This window comes from Sphingomonas sp., assembly GCF_017744835.1.
In the GTDB taxonomy this organism is placed as follows: Bacteria; Pseudomonadota; Alphaproteobacteria; order Sphingomonadales; family Sphingomonadaceae; genus Sphingomonas.
The window spans coordinates 237,754-257,967 of record NZ_JAGIAM010000002.1 but is presented as its reverse complement, the minus strand read 5'-3'; the positions used below and the strand labels follow the sequence as shown (position 1 = coordinate 257,967).

Sequence of the window (20,214 nt, the reverse complement as noted above, 5' to 3'; positions counted from 1 at the left end):
AGGGGAGCCGGCCATGTTCCAGCGTCTGAAGACGTATCTCGATTCGATCCGCGCGCGCGACCCGGCGCCACGGAGTCGTGCGGAGATTCTTCTTTATCCGGGCGTCTGGGCGCTCGCCTATCATCGGATCGCGAATCGATTCTATCGCAATGGCTGGTTCTTCGCCGCGCGCGCGGTGAACCACTGGTCGCGTTTCGTGACGGCGATCGACATCCATCCGGGCGCGACGATCGGGCGCAACTTCTTCATCGACCATGGTTTCGTCGTGATCGGCGAGACCGCCCAGATCGGCGACAACGTCACGATCTACCAATGCGTGACGCTGGGCGGCACGAGCCCCGACAATGGCGTCGCGGGCAAGCGCCACCCGACGCTGCTCGACGGCGTGATCATCGGCTCGGGCGCGCAGGTGCTGGGTCCGATCACCGTCGGCGAGCGCGCGCGGATCGGCGCCAATGCCGTCGTCACCAGGGACGTGCCCGAGGGCGCGGTGATGGTCGGCATCCCGGCCAAGCCCACGCTCGTCCAGGCCGAGACCTGGCAGAAGGACTTCGTGCCCTATGGCACGCCATGCAGCGAGATCTTCGATCCGGCGACGCAGAAGCTGGAGATCATGCGCTGCGAGCTCGAGACGCTGCGCAAGCGGCTCGACACGATGATCCAGGAACGCGAGGCGCATGAGGCCGAACGGCGTGGCCGTCGGTAAGTCGCCAGCCTGATGGGAACCGTCACCCCGTTCCCGATCGGCCGCCCGTCGCAGGTCGGTTTCGAGCGCATCGAGCTCACGCGCATCCTCGACCTCTACGGCCGCATGGTCGCGGCCGGCCACTGGAGGGATTACGCGATCCAGCTCGGCCAGGATGCCGCGATCTTCGCCGCCTTCCGCCGCACCGCCGAGCGTCCCGAATACCGGATCGAGAAGCGCCCCGCGCTGCGCAACCGCCAGGGCATGTGGGCGCTGGTGAACGAGGCGGGCATGATCCTCAAGCGCGGCCATGAGCTCGGCCCGGTGCTCGCCCCGGTCGAGCGACGCCTGCTCAAACTGGTCGGGGAATAGCAAAACCCCTCCCGCAAGCGGGAGGGGCAGGGGAGAGGCCGAGGGGCGTCGACCCCTCCCCGGCTGCCCCCCAGCGGGGGAAGCCTTTCGGGTTCAGGCCACCGCCACTTGCCGCGTCGGCGGCAGGCGATCCTCGAAGCTGCCGAGCAGCCCCACCACGCTCCGCCGCATCGGCTGCCAGAAGGCCGAGAGGGTGAGCAGCGCCGATCCGATCACCAGCGCAGTGAGCGCCGCCGCCAGCTCCACCGCGCCGCTCTTCTCGAACAGCGCGTACATCGCCCAGAGCACATAGACGAGGCTCGACACGAGCAGCGCGCGCCGGTCGACCGCCAGCGCCACGAAGGCGAAGGCGACGTAGAGCGCGAGCACCAGCGCGGCCATCGGCGCGCCGATCTGGCCCTCGAACACGCCGAGCATGTGGAAGACCGGGTGCGCGATCAGCGGTGCGGCGCCCAGGTGCAGCCAGAAGGCGACGTCCGAGCGGCGCGTCCGGCGCTCGCGGTCCGACATGTCCCAGTGCATCGCGAAGGCGAAGACCAGCACGCCGCATGCCAGCAGCATCGGATTGACCAGCTCCTGCGAGGCCGGCACGAGCGCCGTGACCAGCCCCACGCCGACTGCGACGAGCGACAGCGCGCCCACCGCGACGGTGATCGGCACCATGAAGCGCCGCCAGTGGAGCCAGGTCACGCCCGCCGTCGCCACGCCGACGATCGCGGCGCAGGCGCCGGCGAGCTGGCGCTCCTGCAGCTCGGTGGTCGCGCCGAACAGCTCGGCGAGCCAGGGCGCATTGGCGCCGAACACAGCACCCAGCCCGGCGAAGAAGCCGCCTGCGAAGCCGATCAGCAGCAATATGCTCGGCAGCGCCATGCGGCGGCGCTTGGTGAAATATTCGGCGAGCAGCCAGCTCGTGCCTGCGACCATGAAGCCGCCGATCGCCGTCGCCACGCCTACCTGGCGCGGGCCCTGGATCGCGTCGAGATCCATGATCTTCGCGCCGATGTAGAAGCCGATCCAGCCCATGGCGACCAGAATCAGCGCCGCGGCGATCGCGACGAAGATGTCGTTGAACCCGGTGAGCAGCCGGAAATGCTCCTCGTCGACGGTGGGCGTCGATCGCCCTGCCGCCACATGGTTGCGGAACGCGGCTGCGGCGTCGGGGGAGAGCACTCCCGCCTCCACGGCATTCGCCAGGTCGCTTTCGCTGTACATGCGCAATCCTCCTCCTGTTGCCGGGGAGGCTAGCACCAGTGTATTATTGATGCAATACGGTAAGACGGATCGGCTAGCGCTGCAGCCGCTGGAGGATCGCCATGGTCTGCTCCGCCCCCGATCCCGGCACGGTCTCGCCGCTGCGATCGATAATCTCGCTCCACTGCGCCGCGACGCTCTCGGGCGTGAGCTCGTCGAGCTTCGCGCCGGCGGTGAGCGTCACATAGGCGGCCTGCACCACGCCGCCGCCCGCGCCCAGGATCATGTTGCTCGGCGCATCCTCGGAGACCAGGAACAGCGCGGCCGGCGCCACGCTCTCGGGCTTGAACACCGCGAAGGCGGCCTCGGGGAAGATGTCCTCGGTCATGCGCGTGCCGGCCACCGGCGCGATGGTGTTGACGCGGATGCCGTATTTCGCGCCCTCGAGGTGAAGCGTCTTGGCGAGCCCCGCCAGTCCCAGCTTGGCCGCGCCGTAATTCGCCTGCCCGAAATTGCCGTAGAGCCCGGTCGAGGAGGCGGTCATCAGGATGCGGCCGTAATTCTGCGCGCGCATCGTCTCCCACACGGCGCGCGTCGCATTGGCCGAGCCGATCAGGTGCACCCGGACGACGAATTCGAAGTCCTCGGGCTCCATCTTGGCGAAGCTCTTGTCGCGCAGCACGCCGGCGTTGTTGATCAGGATATCCACTCGGCCCCAGCGCGCCTTGGCGGCCTCGACCATCGCGACCATCTGGCCATAGTCGGTGACGTTGCCGCCATCGGCCATCGCCTCGCCGCCGGCGGCTTCGATTTCCTCGACCACCTTGAGCGCGGCATCGGACTGGCCGGTGCCGTCGCGCGCGCCGCCCAGATCGTTGACCACCACGCGCGCACCGCGCCGCGCCAGCTCGAGCGCATAGCCGCGGCCGATCCCGCCGCCCGCGCCGGTGACGATCGCCACGCGATCCTGGAAACTGATGGTCATTCAAGGCCCTCCCGGCAAATCCCCGGAGATCCCTAGGGCGGGAAGGGCTCCGGCGGAAGCGGCAAAGCGCCTCCGCCGGGTCGGCCGGGGATCAGCGGCCGCCGCGCTGGCGGCACTGGTCCTTCACGGTCTTGGAGCAGGGCGGATAGTCGTGCGGCGCCGGAAGCGGCGGGGCCGGGGACGTGGCCGCAGTGGCGTCCGGAGCCGGGGGCGGAGGCGGCGGTGCCGGCGGAGTCGCGGGCGGCGCCGCGTCGGGGGCTGCGGGCGGAGTGGCCTGCGTCGCCGGATCGGCCGGTGCCGGCGGCGCCGCAGGGTCAGCCGGCGGAGGCGTCGTCGTTTCGGTAGGGGGCGTCTGCTGGTCCTGCGTGGCGGGCACGTCCTGCGCCGCGGCAGTGCCGCCGATCGCGAGCGCCGCCGCCATGATCATCCATTTCATTCGCGTATCCTTGTGCGAGTGCCATCCCCTGCACACGCATCAACGCCCGTGCCGGGAGAGATGTTGCGCTCCCGGCACGGTTCGCCTTGCTGGCGAAGGCTTTCGTCTCAGCGCCGTTCGCCGCGCTGCATGCAGCCGGTGTACTGGCCGCGCTTGCAGTACGGATAGTGAGCGAGCGGCGCCGGGGGCGGGAAGGCCTCGTTCGGCGACTTCGACGGCGCGAAGATCACCTGCTGGCCGGGTGCCGGCGGCGCGCCGGTGCTGAACGGCGACCAGGTCGGGGCGAAGCCGCCGCGCGGCGTCTCGCCCGGAGCCGCGGCCGTCGGCGCCTGGGTGGTCGTGGGCATCGCCGGAGGCGTCGCTCCGGGGTCGGTAGCGGTTCCGGCGCCGGTGGTGCCGGTCTCGGGCTGGGTGGTGTCCTGGCCCGGAGTGGTCGGCTCGGCGGGCGGCGGGGTCTGCTGCGGCGTTTCCTGCGCAATCGCAGTGCCGCTGATCGCAAGCGCGGCCGCCAAGGCAATGAGCTTCATCGGTTGGTCTCCCGAATTGCTGTACGTGCGCTTCGTTCGCGCGCGTGTTGGCAACGCAGGAGCCCCGGTTTTTCTCCTGACGGCGTCAGTTACCCGAATCGAGCGCGTAGCCCGCCGAGCGGACCGTGCGGATGATGTCGGGCCGGTCGCCGTGGTTGATCGCCTTGCGCAGCCGGCGGATGTGGACGTCGACGGTGCGCGATTCGATGTCCGAATCATGCCCCCAGACGGCGTCGAGCAGCCGCTCGCGGGAGAAGACCCAGCCGGGATGCTCGAGGAAGTGCTTGAGCAGCCGGAACTCGGTGGGCCCGAGCGAGATCACGTCGCCGCCGCGCCGCACCTTGTGGCCGACCGTGTCCATCTCGATGTCGGCATAGGTCAGCGCCTCGCCGGCCAGCGCCGGGCGCACGCGCCGCAGCACCGCGCCGACGCGCGCCACCAGCTCGCGCGGGCTGAAGGGCTTGGTGACGTAATCGTCCGCGCCGGTCTCGAGCCCGCGCACGCGATCCTCTTCCTCGCCGCGTGCGGTGAGCATGATGATCGGGATATTGGCGGTCTCGGTCATGCGGCGCAGGCGCCGGCACACTTCGATCCCCGAAAGCCCCTCGACCATCCAGTCGAGCAGCACGATGTCGGGAGTCGCTTCCTTGGCGAGCAGCAGCGCTTCCTCGCCGTCGGGGGTGTGCTTGACCTCGTAGTCCTCGCGCTTGAAGTGCCAGGTGACGAGCTCGGCGATCGCGGGGTCGTCCTCGACCAGCAGCATCTTCACTCGGGCCATATCTGCTCCTCAGCTTTCCTGGATGTCGCCGGGCTCGCTGTCGGCGAGATAGCGGCCGGTGGCGGCGAAATAGACCATCTCGGCGACGTTGGTCGCGTGGTCGCCGATCCTCTCCAGGTTCTTGGCGACGAACAGCAGGTGCGCGACCTGGCTGATCGTGCGCGGGTTCTCGACCATGAAGGTCACGAGCGAACGGAAGATGCTGTCGTAGAAATCGTCGAGCGACTTGTCGCGCTTGCACACCGCGTCCGCGGCCGCCGCATCGCGCGCCGAAAAGGCGTTGAGCGCGTCGTGCACCATGTCGCTGGCGAGCTGCGCCATCGCAGGCAGGAGCGAGATCGCCTCGATCCGGTCCTCGCCTTCGGTGTGGATCATCGGCACGCGCTTGGCGATGTTCTTGGCATAGTCGCCGATCCGCTCGATCACCGCCGCAATCTTAAGCGCTGCAATCACTTCCCGAAGATCGTCCGCCATCGGCGCGCGGAGCGCGATCAGCCGGACGACCAGCTTCTCGATCTCCGCCTCGATCGCATCGATGCGCTTGTCGTCGCTGCGGACCTGCTTGGCGAGCGTGGTGTCGCCGCGCTGGAGCGCCTGCATCGCCTCCTGGATGGCCTGTTCGGCGAGCCCGCCCATCTGCGAGATAAGCCCGCGGAGCTGGCCAATGTCCTGGTCGAATGCCTTGACCGTATGCTCATGGCCGCTCGTCATCAGCCGTACCTTCCGGTGATATAGTCTTTCGTGCGCTCCTCACGGGGCGCGGTGAAGATATTATCGGTGTCGCCATATTCCACCAGATTGCCCAGGTGGAAAAAGGCCGTGCGCTGCGACACGCGTGCCGCCTGCTGCATGTTGTGGGTGACGATCACGATCGCATAGCGGCCGCGCAGCTCGTGGATCAGCTCCTCGATCTTGGCGGTTGCGATCGGGTCGAGCGCCGATGCGGGCTCGTCCATCAGGATCACTTCGGGATCGACCGCGATCGCGCGCGCAATACACAGCCGCTGCTGCTGGCCGCCCGAAAGCGCAGTGCCGCTGTCGCTCAGCCGATCCTTGACTTCGTCCCACAGTCCCGCGCGCTTGAGCGAACGCTCGACGATGCCGTCGAGGTCGGACTTGGACCCCGCAAGCCCGTGGATGCGCGGGCCATAGGCGACGTTTTCGTAGATCGACTTGGGGAAGGGGTTCGGCTTCTGGAACACCATGCCCACGCGCGCGCGCAGCTGCACCACGTCCATGTCGGGCGAGTAGATGTCCTCGCCGTCCAGCGTGATCTCACCCTCGACGCGTGCGCTCGAGATGGTGTCGTTCATGCGGTTGAGCGTGCGCAGGAAGGTCGATTTGCCGCAGCCCGACGGGCCGATGAAGGCAGTGACCTTGTCCATGTCGATGTCGATCGAGACGTTCTTCACGGCCTGTTTCTGGCCGTAGAAGACGCTCACGTCGCGCGCCGACATCTTGTGCTGGGGGGAAGTGGTGTCGTTCATCACCAACGGGTCTCGAATTTGTTGCGGAGGTAGATGGCGAGCCCGTTCATGGCGAGCAGGAACGCCAGCAGCACGATGATCGCGGCGCTCGTCTTCTCGATGAAGCCGCGGCTGACTTCGTCGGACCAGAGGAAGATCTGGACCGGGAGTACGGTGGCGGGGTCCATCAGCCCGCCCGGCGGCGTGACGATGAAGGCGCGCATGCCGATCAGCAGCAGCGGCGCCGTCTCGCCCAGCGCGCGGGCCATGCCGATGATCGTGCCGGTGAGGATGCCCGGCAGCGCGAGCGGCAGCACGTGGTGGAACACCACCTGGATGCGGCTCGCGCCGATGCCCAGCGCCGCGTCGCGGATCGACGGCGGCACGGCCTTGATCGCGTTGCGCCCGGCGATGACGATCACCGGCATGATCATCAGCGCGAGCGTGAGCCCGCCCACCAAAGGCGCCGAGCGCGGCAGGTTCATGAAGCTCAGGAACACCGCCAGGCCGAGCAGACCGAAGATGATCGAGGGCACCGCCGCCAGGTTGTTGATCGATACTTCGATCAGGTCGGTCCAGCGGTTCTTGGGCGCATATTCCTCGAGGTAGATCGCCGAGAGCACGCCCACGGGGAAGGCGATCAGCAGCGTGACGAGCATCGTCAGCAGCGAGCCCTTGAGCGCGCCCCAGATGCCCACGGCGGTCGGGTCGGTCGAATCGGCATTGCGCAGGAAGTCGGGGTTGAAGCCCGATCGCAGCGCGCCGCCCTTCTGGAGCCGCGCCACGATCGCTTCGGCCTCGGGCGTGCCGTCGCCGCGTGCGGCCTGGTCGATCTTGGTCGAGACCGGCACGTCGATCGTTGCGGCGCGGCGCAGCAGGCTGGGATCGTTCTTGATCGCGTCGCGCACGACCAGCCAGGCCTTGTCCGAGATCACTTCCTCGCCGCCCTCGCCGAACGCCTGGACGGCGGCCGCCTTGACGCTGTTCTCGAGGCCCGCGCCGGCGAGCGCCAGATCGGCGCCGCGCGTGTGGAGCTGCTCGGCCTGCACCTTGATTCCGGCGCTCGCGAGATTGATCGGCAGCGCGACTTCGGTGCGCATGAAGCCGCGCGCGCCGCTGATCACCATGGTGATGATCAGGAAGGCGAGGAAGGCGGCGGAGAGCACCACCGCGCCCATGCCGAGCAGATGGAACACCCGCTCGCGCCGATAGCGCTTGCGGATGCGCCGCTGCATCGCCTCCGTCTTCCAGTCGGTCGGCGCGCGATCGAGGGGGACGATCTTACTCATAGGCCTCGCGGTAGCGCTTCACCACGGTGAGCGCGACGATGTTGAGGAGAAGGGTGACGACGAACAGCGTGAGCCCCAGCGCGAAGGCGGCGAGCGTCTTCGGGCTGTCGAACTCGGCCTCGCCGGTGAGCAGGTCGACGATCTGCTTGGTGACCGTGGTTGTGCTCTCGAAGGGATTGAGCGTGATGTTGGCGGCGCCGGAGGCGGCCATCACCACGATCATCGTCTCGCCGATCGCGCGGCTGACCGCGAGCAGCACGCCGGCGACCACGCCGGGGAGCGCCGCGGGAACCAGCACCTTGGAGATCGTCTCGGACTTGGTGGCGCCCATCGCCAGGCTGCCGTCGCGCATCGCCTGCGGCACCGCGGCCAGCGAATCGTCTGCCATCGAGGAGACGAAGGGGATGATCATTACGCCCATCACCAAGCCGGCGGCGAGCGCGCTGTCCGACGAGGCATAGGTGTAGCCCAGGCTCACCGCCAGGTCGCGGATCGCCGGCGCGACGGTGAGCGCGGCGAAATAGCCATAGACCACGGTCGGCACGCCGGCGAGGATCTCGAGGATCGGCTTCATCCAGCTGCGCACCGCCGGGCGGGCATATTGCGTCAGGTAGATCGCGCTCATCAGCCCGAACGGGATGGCGACGATCATCGCGATCACGGCGCCGATGAAGAAGGTGCCCCAGAACAGCGGCACTGCGCCCAGCGACGCGCCGGGATCGGTGGCGCTGATCACCTGCGGGCTCCAATGGGTGCCGAACAGGAAGTCGATCGGCGAGACGATCGAGAAGAAGCGCAGCGATTCCCACAGCAGCGACAGGAAGATGCCCAGCGTGGTGAGGATCGCGATCAGCGACGCGACGAGCAGCAGCACCATCACCGATCGCTCGACGCGGTTGCGCGCGCGGAAGGCGGGCTTGACGCGGGTGAAGGCGAAGGCGCCGCCGGCGAAGGCGAGGGCGATCGCTGCGATCGCGCCGATCCAGCCGTAGAAATTCTGCGCCGATCGCATCGCGGGCGCGAGCTCCTCGGCGACGGGGTTGAACGCGCCGCGCGTCGGATCGTCGGCGAGCACGCGCGCCTCGGCCAGCGCCGCCGCGCGCTCGAAGCCGAAGTCGGGCAGTGCCATCGCGGCCGGCTCGCGCATCACGGCCTGGGTCACCAGCTGCGGGCTGAGGATCGACCAGGCGAGCAGGAACAGCAGCGGCGGCACGATCGTCCAGATCGCGACATAGACGCCGTGCTGGCCCGGCAGCGAGTGCCGCCGCGCCGCGCCGGTCGCGACGAAGCGCGTGGCGCGGGCGCGGCCCACGAGCCAGCCGATCAGGCCCAGGCCCGCGACCAGGAAGAGGAGAGTGCTCGGGTTCACGCCGGCGGTTCCGCGATCAGTGCAGCGTCGCCGGGTCGAGCGGCGTGCCCTTCTCAACGATCGCGGCGGAGGCGGCGCGGATGGCGTCCGGCGCCGCGATCAGCCCGCGCTTCACCAACTCGCCGTTCGGGCCCCACATCTCGACATATTGGCCGAGGAACTCGGACAACCCCGGCACGGCCTTCAGATGCCGCTTCTTCACATAGATGAACAGCGGCCGCGCGCCCGGATAGCTGCCGTCGACGATCGTCTGATAGGTGGGCGTCACGCCGTCCACCGGCGCGCCGACCAGCTTGTCGGCATTCTCCTCCAGATAGGAAAAGCCGAACAGCCCGATCGCATTCGGGTTGGTCGAAAGATTCTGGACGATCAGATTGTCGTTCTCGCCCTTGTCGACATAGACGCCGTCCTCGCGAAGCCGGCCGCACTGCGCCTCGAACTTTTCCTTGTCGCTGTCCTTGAACGCCTTGACCTCGGGCGTCGCCGCCTCGCAGCCGGGAGTCATGATCAGCTCGATGAAGGCGTCGCGCGTGCCGCTGGTCGAGGGCGGACCATAGATCTGGATCGGCACCGCGGGCAGCGCCGGGTTGACGTCCTTCCAGGTCCTGGCGGTGTTGGGCTTGCCGCCCGGGTTCGCCGCCAGCGCCAGATAGACGTCCTTGCGAGTGAGGTGCAGGCCCGGGCCGTTCTTGTTCTCGGCCAGCGCGATGCCGTCGATGCCGATCTGGATTTCCTGGATCTCGCCGACACCATTCGACTGGCAGGTGTCGTATTCGGACTTCTTGATCCGGCGCGAGGCGTTGACGATGTCCGGGTGCTGCGAGCCCACGCCCGCGCAGAAAAGCTTCATGCCCGCACCGGTGCCGGTCGATTCGACCACAGGGGCCTTGCGCGACGAATCGCGGTTGACGAAGGCCTCGGCCACGGCGGTGGTGAAGGGATAGACCGTCGAGGAGCCGACGATCTTGATCTGATCGCGCGAGGCGCCGGTATCCTGGCAACCGGCGAGCGCGGCGGCCGCGGCCGTCACCAGGAGAATGCTGCGCAGCATCGGAGTTCCTTCGTAAGTCAGAGCGATTCGTTGCGGAGGAGCTATCCCTCCGCCAAGCCGCCCCTGTTACAGGACCGTTGCGCTTTTATGACACGCGCTGCGCCGGGAGCAGGATCGTGACCGTGGTGCCCTTGCCGACGGTGCTCGCGATGTCGAGCCGGCCGCGGTGCCGCTCGACCACATGCTTGACGATCGCCAGCCCGAGTCCCGTTCCGCCGAGCGAGCGGCTGCGTCCCGAATCGACACGGTAGAATCGCTCGGTGAGGCGGGGAAGATGCGCGGGCGGAATGCCCTCGCCTTCGTCGGAGACCGCGAACCGCACCATCGAGTCGCCCTCGGGGGCGAGCACGAGTGTCACCGGCGTGCCCTCGCGCCCATATTTCATCGCATTGCCGATGACGTTGTGGAGCAGCTGGCTGAGCTGGGTGCGGTCGCCGCGCACCGGCGCCACGTCCGCTACATGAGTGACCAGATCGGCGGCGCGCGCGCTTCCCGAAAGTTCGAGCCTGACTTCCTCGATCAGTCGCGCGAGATCGACCGACTGATCGGGCGCGCGATATTTCTCGGCTTCGATCCGGCTGAGCGAAATCAGGTCGTCGACCAGCCGCTGCATCCGCCGCGCCTCGTCGTTCATGATCTTGAGGAAGCGGCGACGGGTGTCGGGATCGTCGCCGGCGTCGTCGAGCAGCGTCTCGACATAGCCGAGCAGCGAAGCGAGCGGGGTGCGCAGCTCGTGGCTGGCGTTGGCGACGAAGTCGACGCGCATCCGCTCGGCCGCGTAGCTGCCGGTGCGGTCGACGAGATGGACGATCTGCCGACCGTCCTCGAGCCCGCGCACGCGCATCTCCCAGCGCTGGTCGCGGGTGCCCAGACCGACGAGGTGGATCGGCGCGCCCGGCGCCCCTTCGCCCGGGTTCATCAGCCGCTCGGCGGCGGCCGGGTGGCGGATCGCGACGCGCACGTCCTCGCCCAATATGTGCTGACCGAGCAGCTCGCGCGCCGCGCCGTTCGCGGCGGCGACATGGTTTTCGCCGATCACCAGCAGCGGCTCGGCCACGGCTTCGAGGATCTCGTCGAGGGGTGGCTCGCCATAATGCCCGGCTGCGGGCGCGGCCGCCGGGCTGGGTTCGGCCTCCCCGGCGCCGGCCGCGATCAGCACCGCCGCGGTGGTGCAGACCAGCACCGCCAGGCACGCCTGCACGTCGCCGGTGATCAGCAGCGCGGCGATGGCCGCAAGCGCGGCGACGCCGAGCGCAAGGAGGGTACGCGTGCCGAAGAGAGGCATATGCCCCTCTTTAGGCGGCGATTTACGATTGCGAAAGGCACATGGCCGCAGGAAGGTGCCGTTATGGCCGACGAAAATCAGGGACCGCAGGCGAGCCGCCGCCGGGCATTGATGCTGGGCGCCGCGGGCGCGTCGGCGATCGTCTCGATCCGGCCTGCGCTCGCCCAGACCAGCGCGTCGGTGATGCACTGCGAGATCCCGGTGCCCGATCCTGGCCGCGCCGGCAGCTATATCGCCGCCGACGGCCAGCTCGTGCCGGCGGGCACGCCGGGCGCCTTTCCGCCGCCGGCGGCACCGTTCAAGGCCGAGGACGTGAAGCGCGCGATGGCAGGCGGCACGCTGCCGGGCGCCGATTACGAGAGCAGCCGGGCCTATACCAACTACATCCGCCGCCTTCAGTCGGGGACGAGCGGCTTCACCTGCTTCGCATCGCTGCAGATGCCGCGCGGCTGAAGCCGTGACGCTCTATCGCGCCGCGCCCCCGGCGACGCTCCGCATCGTGCCGCTCGACGCGCTGACTCTGGTCTATCACCGCGCCTCGGGCATCACCCATGTCGTCGACGCGCCGGTGCCCGAGATACTCGAGGCACTGGGGCAGGGCCCGCTTTCGGTCGAGGCACTGCTGGCGGCGCTGGCCGAGCGGTTCGAGCTCGCCGATCCCGATCCGCTCGCGCTGGCCGTGCGGCTCGACGAGCTGGCCGCCGCCGGGCTGGTGGAGCGGCTATGCGCAATGTGACCAGCCTGCGCATCGGCAGCATCGGCTTCCGCATCGGCTGCGACTGGGCCCGCCCGATCGCCGTGCTCCGCGATCTCTACCGCGACTATCCTGCGCCCGAGGACGGCATTCCCGATTTCAACCTCCATCTCTTCGCCGCCCGGCCGTGGCGGCGCTGGGTGCGGCCGTCGGTGCATATCGGCGGTGATTTCGTCATCCCCGACGCTGCGCCGCTGCCGCTCGCCCAGGGGCTGCTCGCGGCCGAGATGGGGATGAACCTGCAGATGGCGCTGGGGCAGCGGCGCTATCTGCTGCTCCACGCCTCGGCCGTCGAGCGCGACGGGCGCGTGCTGCTGATGACCGGCATGTCGGGCGCAGGGAAGTCGACGCTTGCGGCGCTGCTGATGGCGCGCGGCTGGCGCCTGATGGGTGACGAATTCGCGCTGGTCGACCCGGCGACCGGACTGGTCCACGGCTTCCCGCGGCTGGTGAGCCTCAAGAACGAGGCGATTCCCGTGGTCGAGCAGGCACTGCCCAAGGCGCGCTTCGGCCCAGTGCTCGAAGGCACGCCAAAGGGCCGAATCCGCCATCTCGTCCCGGACACTCGCGCAGTCGCCGCCATGGCCGAGCCCGCACGGCCCGCGCTGATCCTGTTCCCCAGCTTTGGCTTCGCGGCCGCCGAGCGCCCGGTACTGCCGAGCGAATGCTTCGTTCGGCTCACTCAGGCATCGACCAATTACGTCGCGCTCGGTGAGCGCGGCTTCGATGCGCTGACCAGCCTTGTGCGCAGCATCGCCGCGCAGGCGATCGACTATCCCGATACCGAAACCGCGCTGGCGCAGGTCGAGCGGCTGTGGGGGGCACTGTGAACCCCGCGGCCGTCCTCGCCCGTGCGCTGCGCGATCCCGCCTCGGTGCTCGCGCTCGATTCCGCCGGCTGGACCGCGCTGCTCGCCGTGGCGCGTGCCGAGCAGCTGATCGGCACGCTCGCGCACCGCGTGCAAGGGCTCGCGATCCCCTCGGCCGCCACGCGCGTACTGGAGGATGCGCGCGCCTCGGTGGAGCAGGGCAGGGTCGCAGCGCTCTGGGAAGCCGAGATGGCGCGCCGCGCGCTCGCGGGCACGAACATCCCGGTGGTCCTGCTCAAGGGCACCGCCTACGCCGCCGCCGGGTTCGCCGCCGCCACCGGCCGCTCGATCGGCGACCTCGACATCCTCGTGCCCCGGGCGCGTATCGACGAGGCCGAGGCCGCGCTGCTCGCGGCGGGTTGGGAATGGGTGAAGCCCGATCCCTATGACGACGCCTATTACCGGCGCTGGATGCACGAGCTTCCGCCGTTGATCCACCGCGAGCGTGACCGGATGATCGACGTCCACCACACGATCCTGCCGCTCACCGCCCGGATCACCCCCGACGCCGAGGGGCTGCTGGCCGACAGCGTGGCGCTGGAGAATGGCCTGCGCATCCTCGCGCCGGCGGACATGATCTGCCACGCCGCCGCGCATCTCCTCGCCGACGGCGACCTTGCGGGCGGCATGCGCAACCTGTGGGACATCCACTGCCTGATCGGCGAGTTCGGCATCGAGGGGCTGGAGGCGCGGGCAGTGCGTCACGGCTTGCTGTCCGCCGTGCATCGCGCCGCACGCCAGGCGAACGACCTCTACGGAACGTCGATCCCCGAGCGCTGGCGGGTGTGGGACAGCGCAGATCCGCTCTACCGACGCCGCCTGCTCGCACGCGACGGCTGGGGCCGGCCGACGCGCCGCTTCACCCGGCTGGCCTTCTACATCCGCTCGCACTGGCTGCGGATGCCGCCACATCTGCTCGCGCGCCACCTCTGGACCAAATGGCGCAAGGGGCACGTCCCCGCCTAGTCAGCCGCCGAAGAACTGGTGCTCCACCCAGATCTTGGCACCGATCGCGATCAGCAGCAGCCCGCCCGCGATCTCCGCCTTGCGCCCGATCCGCGCGCCCGAGACTGCGCCGATCAGCACGCCCGCGAAGCAGAGCGCGGCCGTCACCAGTCCGATCGTCGCGCAGGCGAGCAGCACCGGCGCGCCGAGCACCGGCAGCGTGATTCCGGCCGCCGCAGCATCGACGCTCGTCGCCACCGCCGCGCTCAACAGCCCCCAGCCGAACAAGGGCTGCGCCTCGCCGTCGCCGTGCAGCCCCTCGCGCACCATCTTCGCGCCGAGCACTGCCAGCAGCACGAAAGCGACCCAATGGTCGAAGTCGCGGATCGTCTCGTCGAAGGTCGTGCCCAGCGCCCAGCCGCCGAGCGGCATCAGCCCCTGCGCTACGCCGAAGGCCAGCCCGATCCGCGCGGCGTTGCCCATGCCCGGGCGGCAACAGGCACCCTGCGCGACCGAGACGGCGAAGGCATCCATCGCCAGACCGATCGAGAGCGCGGCCAGAGAGAAATAGGGGAAATGTGCCCAGTCGATCATTCTGTCCTCAGTTGCTCGAGCGCAGGCACGAGCTGGCTATAGTCGTCGATCACAGCGTCGGCGGCGAGCGTGTCCACGCCCTGCAGCGGAAAGCCGAAGCTCACCGCGACCACCGGCATCCCCGCCGCCTTGGCGGCCTGAACGTCGAAGATCGAATCCCCCACGAACGCCGCGCGCCCGCCGCCGCAGCGCCGCGCCATCTCGTGGAGCAGCGCGGGCGAGGGCTTGAGCATGCCCGGCCCCAGCGTGTCGCCCCCGATCACTGCGTCGAACCGCTCCGCCAGGCCGAGCTCGCCCACCAGCTTCACTGCGAGCCGCTCCTGCTTGTTGGTGACGATCGCCAGCTTCACCCCGCGCGCTGCCAGCGCGTCGAGCGCTTCGATCAGCCCGGAGAAGGGGCGGGTATGGCGCGCGATGTTCGCCTCGTAAAAGGCGATCATCTCGTCATAGATCGGGTCGAGCGCCTCGGGATCGAACCCGCCGGTCGCCTCCAGCCCGCGCTGGAGCATGTGCCGCCCGCCGCGCCCGATCATCGGTTTGACTGCCTCGACCGCCAGCGGCGTACGGCCGAGCCCCACCAGCGCATGGTTGAGCGCCGCGGCCAGGTCCGCGCTGGTGTCGAACAAAGTGCCGTCGAGGTCGAATCCGACGATGTCGAAGGGAAAGCCGGTCATTGCGGCGCCCCGGTGCCAGCAACCCTATGGAATTGGCAAGGCAATCGTGGCAGGGCGGGGCTTCAGGGCTGGATTGTCCCGGTCGCGCGGCGGCCGGGCGAGGGGTTCATCAGAGTGTCCGACCGACCGATAGCCGCGATCATCCTTGCCGCGGGCAAGGGCACGCGGATGAAATCCGATACGCACAAGGTGCTGCATCCGATCGCCGGCCGGCCGATGCTGCTGCACCTGATCGACAGCGTCGCCGCGCTCGAGCCGGCGCGGAACGTCGTAGTCGTGGGCGCCGGCCGCGAGCAAGTCGAGGCGGCCGTGCACCCGTACGGAGCGGAGACCGTCCACCAGGCGGAGCAGCTCGGCACCGGTCATGCCGTGCGCATGGCCGAGGAGGCGCTCGCCGGCTTCGATGGCGACGTGCTGATCCTCTACGGCGACGTGCCCCTGGTCTCGACTGCGACGATGCGCCGGATGCTCGAGCGCCTGCACGGCGCCGACAATCCCGCCGCGGTCGTGCTCGGCTTCCGCCCGGTCGATCCCGGCGCCTATGGCCGCGTGATCGCGGACGGGCAGGGGCATATCGTCAAGATGGTCGAGTTCAAGGACGCGAGCGCCGAGGAACGCGCCGAGACCCTGTGCAACTCGGGCCTGATGGCGGTGGGCGCGAAGGACTTGTTCGGGCTGCTCGCGCAGGTGACCAACGCCAATGCCGCGGGCGAATATTACCTCCCCGACATTGTGATGCTCGCCGCCGGCCAGGGCCGCCATTCGGCGGTGATCGAGACCGACGCGCACGAGGTCACCGGCGTCAACAGCCGCGGCGAGCTCGCCGCGCTCGAGGCCGAGTGGCAGCAGGCGCGCCGCACCCGCGCTATGGCGGACGGCGCCACGCTGATCGCGCCCGAGACGGTGTGGTTCTCCTATGACACGGTGCTCGGCCGCGACGTGACGGTGGAGCCCAATGTCGTGTTCGGCCCGGGCGTCGAAGTCGCCGACCAGGTCACGATCCACGCCTTCAGTCATATCGAGGGCGCGCGGATCGCCAGCGGCGTTGCGGTGGGACCCTATGCGCGACTGCGCCCCGGCGCGGTGCTCGAAGAGGGCGCCAAGGTCGGCAATTTCGTCGAGATCAAGAAGGCGGTGCTGGGCAAGGGCGCCAAGGCCAACCACCTCACCTATTTGGGCGATGCGAAGGTTGGGGCGGGCGCCAATATCGGCGCGGGTACGATCACCTGCAATTACGACGGCTATTTCAAATATGGCACCGAGATCGGCGCCGGCGCCTTCATCGGATCGAACAGCGCGCTGGTCGCTCCGGTGAAGATCGGCGACGGCGCGATCGTCGGCGCGGGATCGGTGGTGACGCAGGACGTCGAGGCCGACGCGCTCGGGCTCACGCGCGCCCGCCAGGAAGCCAAACCCGGCTGGGCCAAGCGCTTCCGCGAACGCATGCAGGCAAGAAAGGCAGCCAAGTGACCGATCGTTATGCCGGAAAGCCGTTCCTCAGATTGGTCGACAGCTATGTGCTCGACGCGATCGGGCATCTTGATTCGAGTGCTGCAGCCACGCTGACGTCGATGGAGCCGCAGCTGCGCGCGACTCTCGGCGCCGAAGGCAGCTGGCGCGAGATGGTCGAATCGCGGATGCAGTTCCCCGAGGGGATGCAGGGCGCTATCCGGGAAGTGTGGGAAAAGGGACGCGTGCGGTTCGTCGCGGCGCAGGGGCATGAGCCCGATCCGCACGAATTCACTCGGACTTTCGTGGACACCAAATTTCCGCACTGATGCGGCAGGGGATCGAATCCAGATGTGCGGAATCGTCGGTATTGTTGGGAACGGGGACGTTGCCGGGCGTTTGTTCGAGGGGCTCAAGCGGCTCGAATATCGCGGCTATGACTCGGCGGGTATTGCCACGCTGAACGACGGCCGGATCGAGCGTCGCCGTGCCGAGGGCAAGCTTCTGAACCTTGGCAAGCGCCTGGCCGAGAAGCCGCTCCCCGGCACGATCGGCATCGCCCACACGCGATGGGCGACGCACGGCGCGCCGACCGAGGACAATGCCCATCCGCACATCGTCGGCGACGTCTCGATCGTCCACAACGGCATCATCGAGAACTTCAAGCCGCTGCGCGACGAGCTGATCGCCGAAGGGCGCACTTTCCTCAGCCAGACCGACACCGAAGTCGTCGCGCACCTCGTCGCGCGCGAGCTCGAGCGCGGACACGGCCCGCGTGAAGCCGTCGCCGCGGTGCTGCCCCAGCTCCACGGCGCCTTCGCGGTCGCCTTCCTGTTCCGCAACCAGCCCGACATGCTGATCTGCGGCCGCCTCGGCGCGCCGCTGACCGTCGGCTATGGCGAGGGCGAGAATTATCTCGGCTCCGACGCGCACGCGCTCGCCTCGCTCACCCAGCGCATCGCCTATCTCGAGGAAGGCGACTGGGCGGTAGTGACGCGCGAGAAGATCGAGATCTTCGATCGAGAGAACAATGCCGTCGAGCGCCCGATCGTCCATTCGGGCGCATCGGCTGCGCTGATCGACAAGGGCAATCACCGCCATTTCATGCAGAAGGAGATCTACGAGCAGCCCGTCGTGGTCGCCCAGACTCTCCAGTCCTATGTCCGCCCGGTCGAGCAGAAGGTCGCGCTCCCGGACATGGACTTCGACCTCAGGAAGATCGAGCGCGTCGCGATCGTCGCCTGCGGCACCGCCTCCTATGTCGGGATGATCGGCAAATACTGGATCGAGCGCTTCGCCCGCCTGCCGGTCGAAGTCGATGTCGCTAGTGAGTTCCGTTATCGCGATCCCGTACTGCTGCCGAACACGCTGGGCGTGGTGGTCAGCCAGTCGGGCGAGACCGCCGACACGCTCGCGGCGCTGCGCCACATGAAGGCCAATGGCGTCACCACCGCGGGCATCATCAACGTGCCGACCAGCTCGATGGCGCGCGAAGTCGACCTGCTGCTCTCGACCCATGCCGGCCCCGAGATCGGCGTCGCTTCGACGAAGGCCTTCACGTGCCAGCTCGCCGTGATGGCCGCGCTCGCAGTCAATCTCGCGCGCGCCAAGGGCAAGCTCGCCGAGGACGAAGAGCGCGAGATCGTCCGCCACCTGATCGAGGCGCCCGCCGGCATCAACGCCGCGCTCGCGCACGATGCGGAGATCGAAGCGATGGCGCATACGATCGCCCAGGCGCGCGACGTGCTCTATCTCGGCCGCGGCCCCGATTATCCGCTGGCGCTGGAAGGCGCGCTCAAGCTCAAGGAAATCAGCTACATCCACGCCGAAGGTTATGCCTCGGGCGAGATGAAGCACGGGCCGATCGCGCTGATCGACGACAGCGTGCCGCTGATCGTTCTCGCCCCCTCGGGCCCGCTCTTCGACAAGACCGTGTCGAACATGCAGGAAGCCAAGGCCCGCGGCGCGCGCGTGGTGCTGATCTCCGACGCCGAGGGCCTTGCCCAGGCAGGCGAGGACGCGATCGCGACCATCGAGATGCCCAGCGTCCATCCGCTGATTGCGCCTTTGGTCTATGCCGTGCCGGTGCAGCTGCTCGCCTATCATGTGGCCGTGGCGAAGGGCACCGACGTCGACCAGCCGCGCAACCTCGCAAAATCGGTGACGGTCGAATAGCGGCGGACGTCGGGCCGTTCCGGGGTATCATGAACATCAGGGTTTTCAGTCCAGTGCTCGCGGGCGCGCGCCTCGGCGATCGTATCGTCGCCTGCATCGGCGCGACTGTCTGTCTGGCGCTCACGATCGTGGTCTGCTCGCAGTTTCCGCTGGCGCTGCACAATCTGCCGATCATCGTGGCCCCGCTCGGCGCATCGGCGGTGCTGGTGTTCGCGGTGCCGTCGAGCCCGCTCGCCCAGCCGTGGTCGGTGGTCGGCGGGAACACGATCTCCGCGCTCATGGGGGTGCTCGCGTTCCGGTACATCCCCGATCACACCATCGCGGCCGGCGTGGCGGTGGGCGCGGCGATCCTCGCGATGTCGCTGTGCCGCTGCCTTCACCCGCCCGGCGGCGCGGCGGCGCTGACCGCGGTGATCGGCACGCAGGACATCCACATGGCGGGGCTGACCTTCGCCTTCGCGCCGGTGGCGCTCAATTCGATCGCGCTGGTCTCGCTCGGCATGTTCTTCCACCGCATGTCGGGCCACAGCTACCCGCACGTCGCGGTTCCGGCGGGGCCGCCGCTCGAGGCTTCGGGGCTGCACCTGGAGGACATCGACCGCGCGCTCGCCGAGCTGCCCGACAGTTTCGACATCAGCCGCGAGGATCTCGACCTGCTGCTCTCGCGCGCCGAGATCCATGCGCTCGAGCGCCGCGCGGCCGATCAGGAGAAGGTCGTGCCCCTGCGCAGGGCCACGGGCGGGCGGCGGTAACGCTCCGCTAGGCGACCAGCCGGAACTGGCTGGCGGCGATCGCGGCCTGGGTACGGTTGCGCACGTTGAGCTTGCGCATGACCGCGGTCATGTGAACCTTCACCGTCGCTTCGGCGATGCCCAGCTCATGGGCGATCTGTTTGTTCAACAGTCCGGAATGAACGCAGCGCAGCACCTGCATCTGCGTGGGCGTCAGCTGCGGCGCCGACCGGTCCGGTTCGGCTGCCCTGCGTTCGCGCTGGCCGAGATCGTCATGCATGTCCGCCACTGGATGCATCGTGCCTCTCCCTCTTTTGCCGATCCATTTTCGGGCGCCGCGACCGAAGCCGGCCCCTGGACTCGTTAACGGTACCATAGGGGAATTGGTTAGACAGGTTCAAGCCGATTCTTCGCAAATTTGGGGCAAACTGGCGCTCATACTCCGAAAACCTTGGCATTTCGGTGGTTGACGTATAAAAGCTGTCCAACAGGTTTCGGTCGCACGAAACCGGACATCCTTGGGAGAGGGGGCGGACCATTCAGTTCCAGCAGGCGCTTTCGGGCGGCCATGATCCGGCCCCTGTATCCAG

24 protein-coding genes are annotated in these 20,214 nt (G+C 68.6%); 10 read left to right on the top strand and 14 right to left on the bottom strand.

The genetic code is table 11. The features are described 5' to 3' along the window. The first annotated feature begins 13 nt into the window (after positions 1-13). Both epsC and J7500_RS07200 read left to right on the top strand, forming a co-directional pair. A complete protein-coding gene (epsC, locus tag J7500_RS07205) occupies positions 14-706 on the top strand; it encodes a serine O-acetyltransferase EpsC (RefSeq protein ID WP_294060965.1) in 693 nt (230 codons plus the stop codon). A gap of 12 nt (positions 707-718) precedes the next feature. Further along, positions 719-1,057 carry a DUF2794 domain-containing protein gene (locus J7500_RS07200; protein ID WP_294060964.1) on the top strand — a complete coding sequence of 113 codons (339 nt, stop codon included), beginning with the start codon at positions 719-721 and terminating at the stop codon, positions 1,055-1,057. Positions 1,058-1,150: 93 nt separating this feature from the next. Here J7500_RS07200 and J7500_RS07195 read toward each other — a convergent pair whose 3' ends face one another. From J7500_RS07195 to J7500_RS07145, 11 genes are all read right to left on the bottom strand, one after another. Further along, positions 1,151-2,269 (bottom strand): hypothetical protein, encoded by a 1,119-nt coding sequence (locus tag J7500_RS07195; RefSeq protein ID WP_294060962.1) that lies wholly within the window; start codon positions 2,267-2,269, stop codon positions 1,151-1,153. A gap of 73 nt (positions 2,270-2,342) precedes the next feature. Beyond that, the gene (locus J7500_RS07190; RefSeq protein ID WP_294060961.1) at positions 2,343-3,233 is read right to left on the bottom strand and encodes an SDR family NAD(P)-dependent oxidoreductase; all 891 of its coding nucleotides are present in this window, start codon (positions 3,231-3,233) and stop codon (positions 2,343-2,345) included. A 91-nt stretch (positions 3,234-3,324) separates the two neighbouring features. Beyond that, positions 3,325-3,669, bottom strand: a complete 345-nt coding sequence (locus J7500_RS07185; protein WP_294060960.1) for a hypothetical protein — start codon at positions 3,667-3,669, stop codon at positions 3,325-3,327. Between the two features lie 107 nt (positions 3,670-3,776). Beyond that, entirely contained in the window at positions 3,777-4,196 is a 420-nt protein-coding gene (locus J7500_RS07180; RefSeq protein WP_294060959.1) for a hypothetical protein, read from the bottom strand. Between the two features lie 85 nt (positions 4,197-4,281). Next, positions 4,282-4,974 (bottom strand): phosphate regulon transcriptional regulator PhoB, encoded by a 693-nt coding sequence (gene phoB, locus J7500_RS07175; protein ID WP_294060958.1) that lies wholly within the window; start codon positions 4,972-4,974, stop codon positions 4,282-4,284. Between the two features lie 9 nt (positions 4,975-4,983). Continuing rightward, positions 4,984-5,685 carry a phosphate signaling complex protein PhoU gene (phoU, locus tag J7500_RS07170; protein ID WP_294060957.1) on the bottom strand — a complete coding sequence of 234 codons (702 nt, stop codon included), beginning with the start codon at positions 5,683-5,685 and terminating at the stop codon, positions 4,984-4,986. Further along, positions 5,685-6,461 carry a phosphate ABC transporter ATP-binding protein PstB gene (gene pstB / locus J7500_RS07165; RefSeq protein WP_294060956.1) on the bottom strand — a complete coding sequence of 259 codons (777 nt, stop codon included), beginning with the start codon at positions 6,459-6,461 and terminating at the stop codon, positions 5,685-5,687. The genes phoU and pstB overlap by 1 nt, the downstream gene beginning before the upstream one ends. Next, on the bottom strand, positions 6,461-7,729 hold the full coding sequence (gene pstA, locus J7500_RS07160; protein ID WP_294060955.1) for a phosphate ABC transporter permease PstA: 1,269 nt from the start codon (positions 7,727-7,729) through the stop codon (positions 6,461-6,463). Before pstA ends, pstB begins: the two co-directional genes overlap by 1 nt. Next, complete coding sequence (gene pstC / locus J7500_RS07155) at positions 7,722-9,098, bottom strand: phosphate ABC transporter permease subunit PstC (protein WP_294060954.1); 1,377 nt, start codon at positions 9,096-9,098, stop codon at positions 7,722-7,724. Before pstC ends, pstA begins: the two co-directional genes overlap by 8 nt. 16 nt (positions 9,099-9,114) lie before the next feature. Beyond that, positions 9,115-10,149 carry a PstS family phosphate ABC transporter substrate-binding protein gene (locus J7500_RS07150; protein ID WP_294060952.1) on the bottom strand — a complete coding sequence of 345 codons (1,035 nt, stop codon included), beginning with the start codon at positions 10,147-10,149 and terminating at the stop codon, positions 9,115-9,117. 85 nt (positions 10,150-10,234) lie between these two features. After that, positions 10,235-11,434, bottom strand: coding sequence for an ATP-binding protein (locus J7500_RS07145; RefSeq protein ID WP_294060950.1), 1,200 nt, complete (start codon positions 11,432-11,434; stop codon positions 10,235-10,237). A gap of 63 nt (positions 11,435-11,497) precedes the next feature. Between J7500_RS07145 and J7500_RS07140 the strand changes: the two genes are divergently transcribed. From J7500_RS07140 to J7500_RS07125, 4 genes are read left to right on the top strand one after another with little or no spacing between them, the layout of a single operon-like run. Beyond that, positions 11,498-11,887 (top strand): hypothetical protein, encoded by a 390-nt coding sequence (locus tag J7500_RS07140; protein WP_294060949.1) that lies wholly within the window; start codon positions 11,498-11,500, stop codon positions 11,885-11,887. A 4-nt stretch (positions 11,888-11,891) separates the two neighbouring features. Beyond that, the gene (locus J7500_RS07135; RefSeq protein ID WP_294060948.1) at positions 11,892-12,170 is read left to right on the top strand and encodes an HPr-rel-A system PqqD family peptide chaperone; all 279 of its coding nucleotides are present in this window, start codon (positions 11,892-11,894) and stop codon (positions 12,168-12,170) included. Then, positions 12,158-13,018, top strand: a complete 861-nt coding sequence (locus J7500_RS07130; protein WP_294060947.1) for an HprK-related kinase A — start codon at positions 12,158-12,160, stop codon at positions 13,016-13,018. Before J7500_RS07135 ends, J7500_RS07130 begins: the two co-directional genes overlap by 13 nt. Further along, a complete protein-coding gene (locus J7500_RS07125; RefSeq protein WP_294060946.1) occupies positions 13,015-14,022 on the top strand; it encodes a nucleotidyltransferase family protein in 1,008 nt (335 codons plus the stop codon). Before J7500_RS07130 ends, J7500_RS07125 begins: the two co-directional genes overlap by 4 nt. Here J7500_RS07125 and J7500_RS07120 read toward each other — a convergent pair whose 3' ends face one another. Together J7500_RS07120 and J7500_RS07115 are read right to left on the bottom strand one after the other, a co-directional pair. After that, positions 14,023-14,595, bottom strand: a complete 573-nt coding sequence (locus J7500_RS07120; RefSeq protein WP_294060945.1) for a manganese efflux pump MntP family protein — start codon at positions 14,593-14,595, stop codon at positions 14,023-14,025. It abuts the gene before it with no gap. Beyond that, a complete protein-coding gene (locus tag J7500_RS07115) occupies positions 14,592-15,269 on the bottom strand; it encodes an HAD-IA family hydrolase (protein ID WP_294060943.1) in 678 nt (225 codons plus the stop codon). Before J7500_RS07115 ends, J7500_RS07120 begins: the two co-directional genes overlap by 4 nt. A gap of 114 nt (positions 15,270-15,383) precedes the next feature. Here J7500_RS07115 and glmU point away from each other — a divergent pair, with 114 nt between their 5' ends. The 4 genes from glmU to J7500_RS07095 are packed head-to-tail and all read left to right on the top strand — an operon-like array spanning position 15,384 to position 19,645. Next, a complete protein-coding gene (gene glmU / locus J7500_RS07110; RefSeq protein WP_294060942.1) occupies positions 15,384-16,739 on the top strand; it encodes a bifunctional UDP-N-acetylglucosamine diphosphorylase/glucosamine-1-phosphate N-acetyltransferase GlmU in 1,356 nt (451 codons plus the stop codon). Then, positions 16,736-17,047: a hypothetical protein gene (locus J7500_RS07105; protein WP_294060941.1), complete on the top strand. Its 312-nt coding sequence runs from the start codon at positions 16,736-16,738 to the stop codon at positions 17,045-17,047. The genes glmU and J7500_RS07105 overlap by 4 nt, the downstream gene beginning before the upstream one ends. 22 nt (positions 17,048-17,069) lie before the next feature. Next, the gene (glmS, locus tag J7500_RS07100; protein ID WP_294060939.1) at positions 17,070-18,893 is read left to right on the top strand and encodes a glutamine--fructose-6-phosphate transaminase (isomerizing); all 1,824 of its coding nucleotides are present in this window, start codon (positions 17,070-17,072) and stop codon (positions 18,891-18,893) included. A 35-nt stretch (positions 18,894-18,928) separates the two neighbouring features. Beyond that, positions 18,929-19,645: an HPP family protein gene (locus J7500_RS07095; protein ID WP_294061123.1), complete on the top strand. Its 717-nt coding sequence runs from the start codon at positions 18,929-18,931 to the stop codon at positions 19,643-19,645. A gap of 7 nt (positions 19,646-19,652) precedes the next feature. Here the strand turns inward: J7500_RS07095 and J7500_RS07090 are convergent, their stop codons facing one another. Further along, entirely contained in the window at positions 19,653-19,904 is a 252-nt protein-coding gene (locus tag J7500_RS07090) for a helix-turn-helix transcriptional regulator (RefSeq protein ID WP_294060938.1), read from the bottom strand. Positions 19,905-20,214: the final 310 nt, after the last annotated feature.

Coding starts and splice junctions, on each gene's coding strand:
- J7500_RS07195 (WP_294060962.1), bottom strand. CDS start 2,269: ATGTACAGCGAAAGCGACCTGGCGAATGCCGTGGAGGCGGGAGTGCTC.
- J7500_RS07115 (WP_294060943.1), bottom strand. CDS start 15,269: ATGACCGGCTTTCCCTTCGACATCGTCGGATTCGACCTCGACGGCACT.
- J7500_RS07140 (WP_294060949.1), top strand. CDS start 11,498: ATGGCCGACGAAAATCAGGGACCGCAGGCGAGCCGCCGCCGGGCATTG.
- J7500_RS07120 (WP_294060945.1), bottom strand. CDS start 14,595: ATGATCGACTGGGCACATTTCCCCTATTTCTCTCTGGCCGCGCTCTCG.
- phoU (WP_294060957.1), bottom strand. CDS start 5,685: ATGACGAGCGGCCATGAGCATACGGTCAAGGCATTCGACCAGGACATT.
- epsC (WP_294060965.1), top strand. CDS start 14: ATGTTCCAGCGTCTGAAGACGTATCTCGATTCGATCCGCGCGCGCGAC.
- J7500_RS07200 (WP_294060964.1), top strand. CDS start 719: ATGGGAACCGTCACCCCGTTCCCGATCGGCCGCCCGTCGCAGGTCGGT.
- pstA (WP_294060955.1), bottom strand. CDS start 7,729: ATGAGTAAGATCGTCCCCCTCGATCGCGCGCCGACCGACTGGAAGACG.
- J7500_RS07150 (WP_294060952.1), bottom strand. CDS start 10,149: ATGCTGCGCAGCATTCTCCTGGTGACGGCCGCGGCCGCCGCGCTCGCC.
- J7500_RS07190 (WP_294060961.1), bottom strand. CDS start 3,233: ATGACCATCAGTTTCCAGGATCGCGTGGCGATCGTCACCGGCGCGGGC.
- pstB (WP_294060956.1), bottom strand. CDS start 6,461: ATGAACGACACCACTTCCCCCCAGCACAAGATGTCGGCGCGCGACGTG.
- glmS (WP_294060939.1), top strand. CDS start 17,070: ATGTGCGGAATCGTCGGTATTGTTGGGAACGGGGACGTTGCCGGGCGT.
- J7500_RS07180 (WP_294060959.1), bottom strand. CDS start 4,196: ATGAAGCTCATTGCCTTGGCGGCCGCGCTTGCGATCAGCGGCACTGCG.
- J7500_RS07090 (WP_294060938.1), bottom strand. CDS start 19,904: ATGCATGACGATCTCGGCCAGCGCGAACGCAGGGCAGCCGAACCGGAC.
- J7500_RS07185 (WP_294060960.1), bottom strand. CDS start 3,669: ATGAAATGGATGATCATGGCGGCGGCGCTCGCGATCGGCGGCACTGCC.
- J7500_RS07145 (WP_294060950.1), bottom strand. CDS start 11,434: ATGCCTCTCTTCGGCACGCGTACCCTCCTTGCGCTCGGCGTCGCCGCG.
- phoB (WP_294060958.1), bottom strand. CDS start 4,974: ATGGCCCGAGTGAAGATGCTGCTGGTCGAGGACGACCCCGCGATCGCC.
- J7500_RS07130 (WP_294060947.1), top strand. CDS start 12,158: ATGCGCAATGTGACCAGCCTGCGCATCGGCAGCATCGGCTTCCGCATC.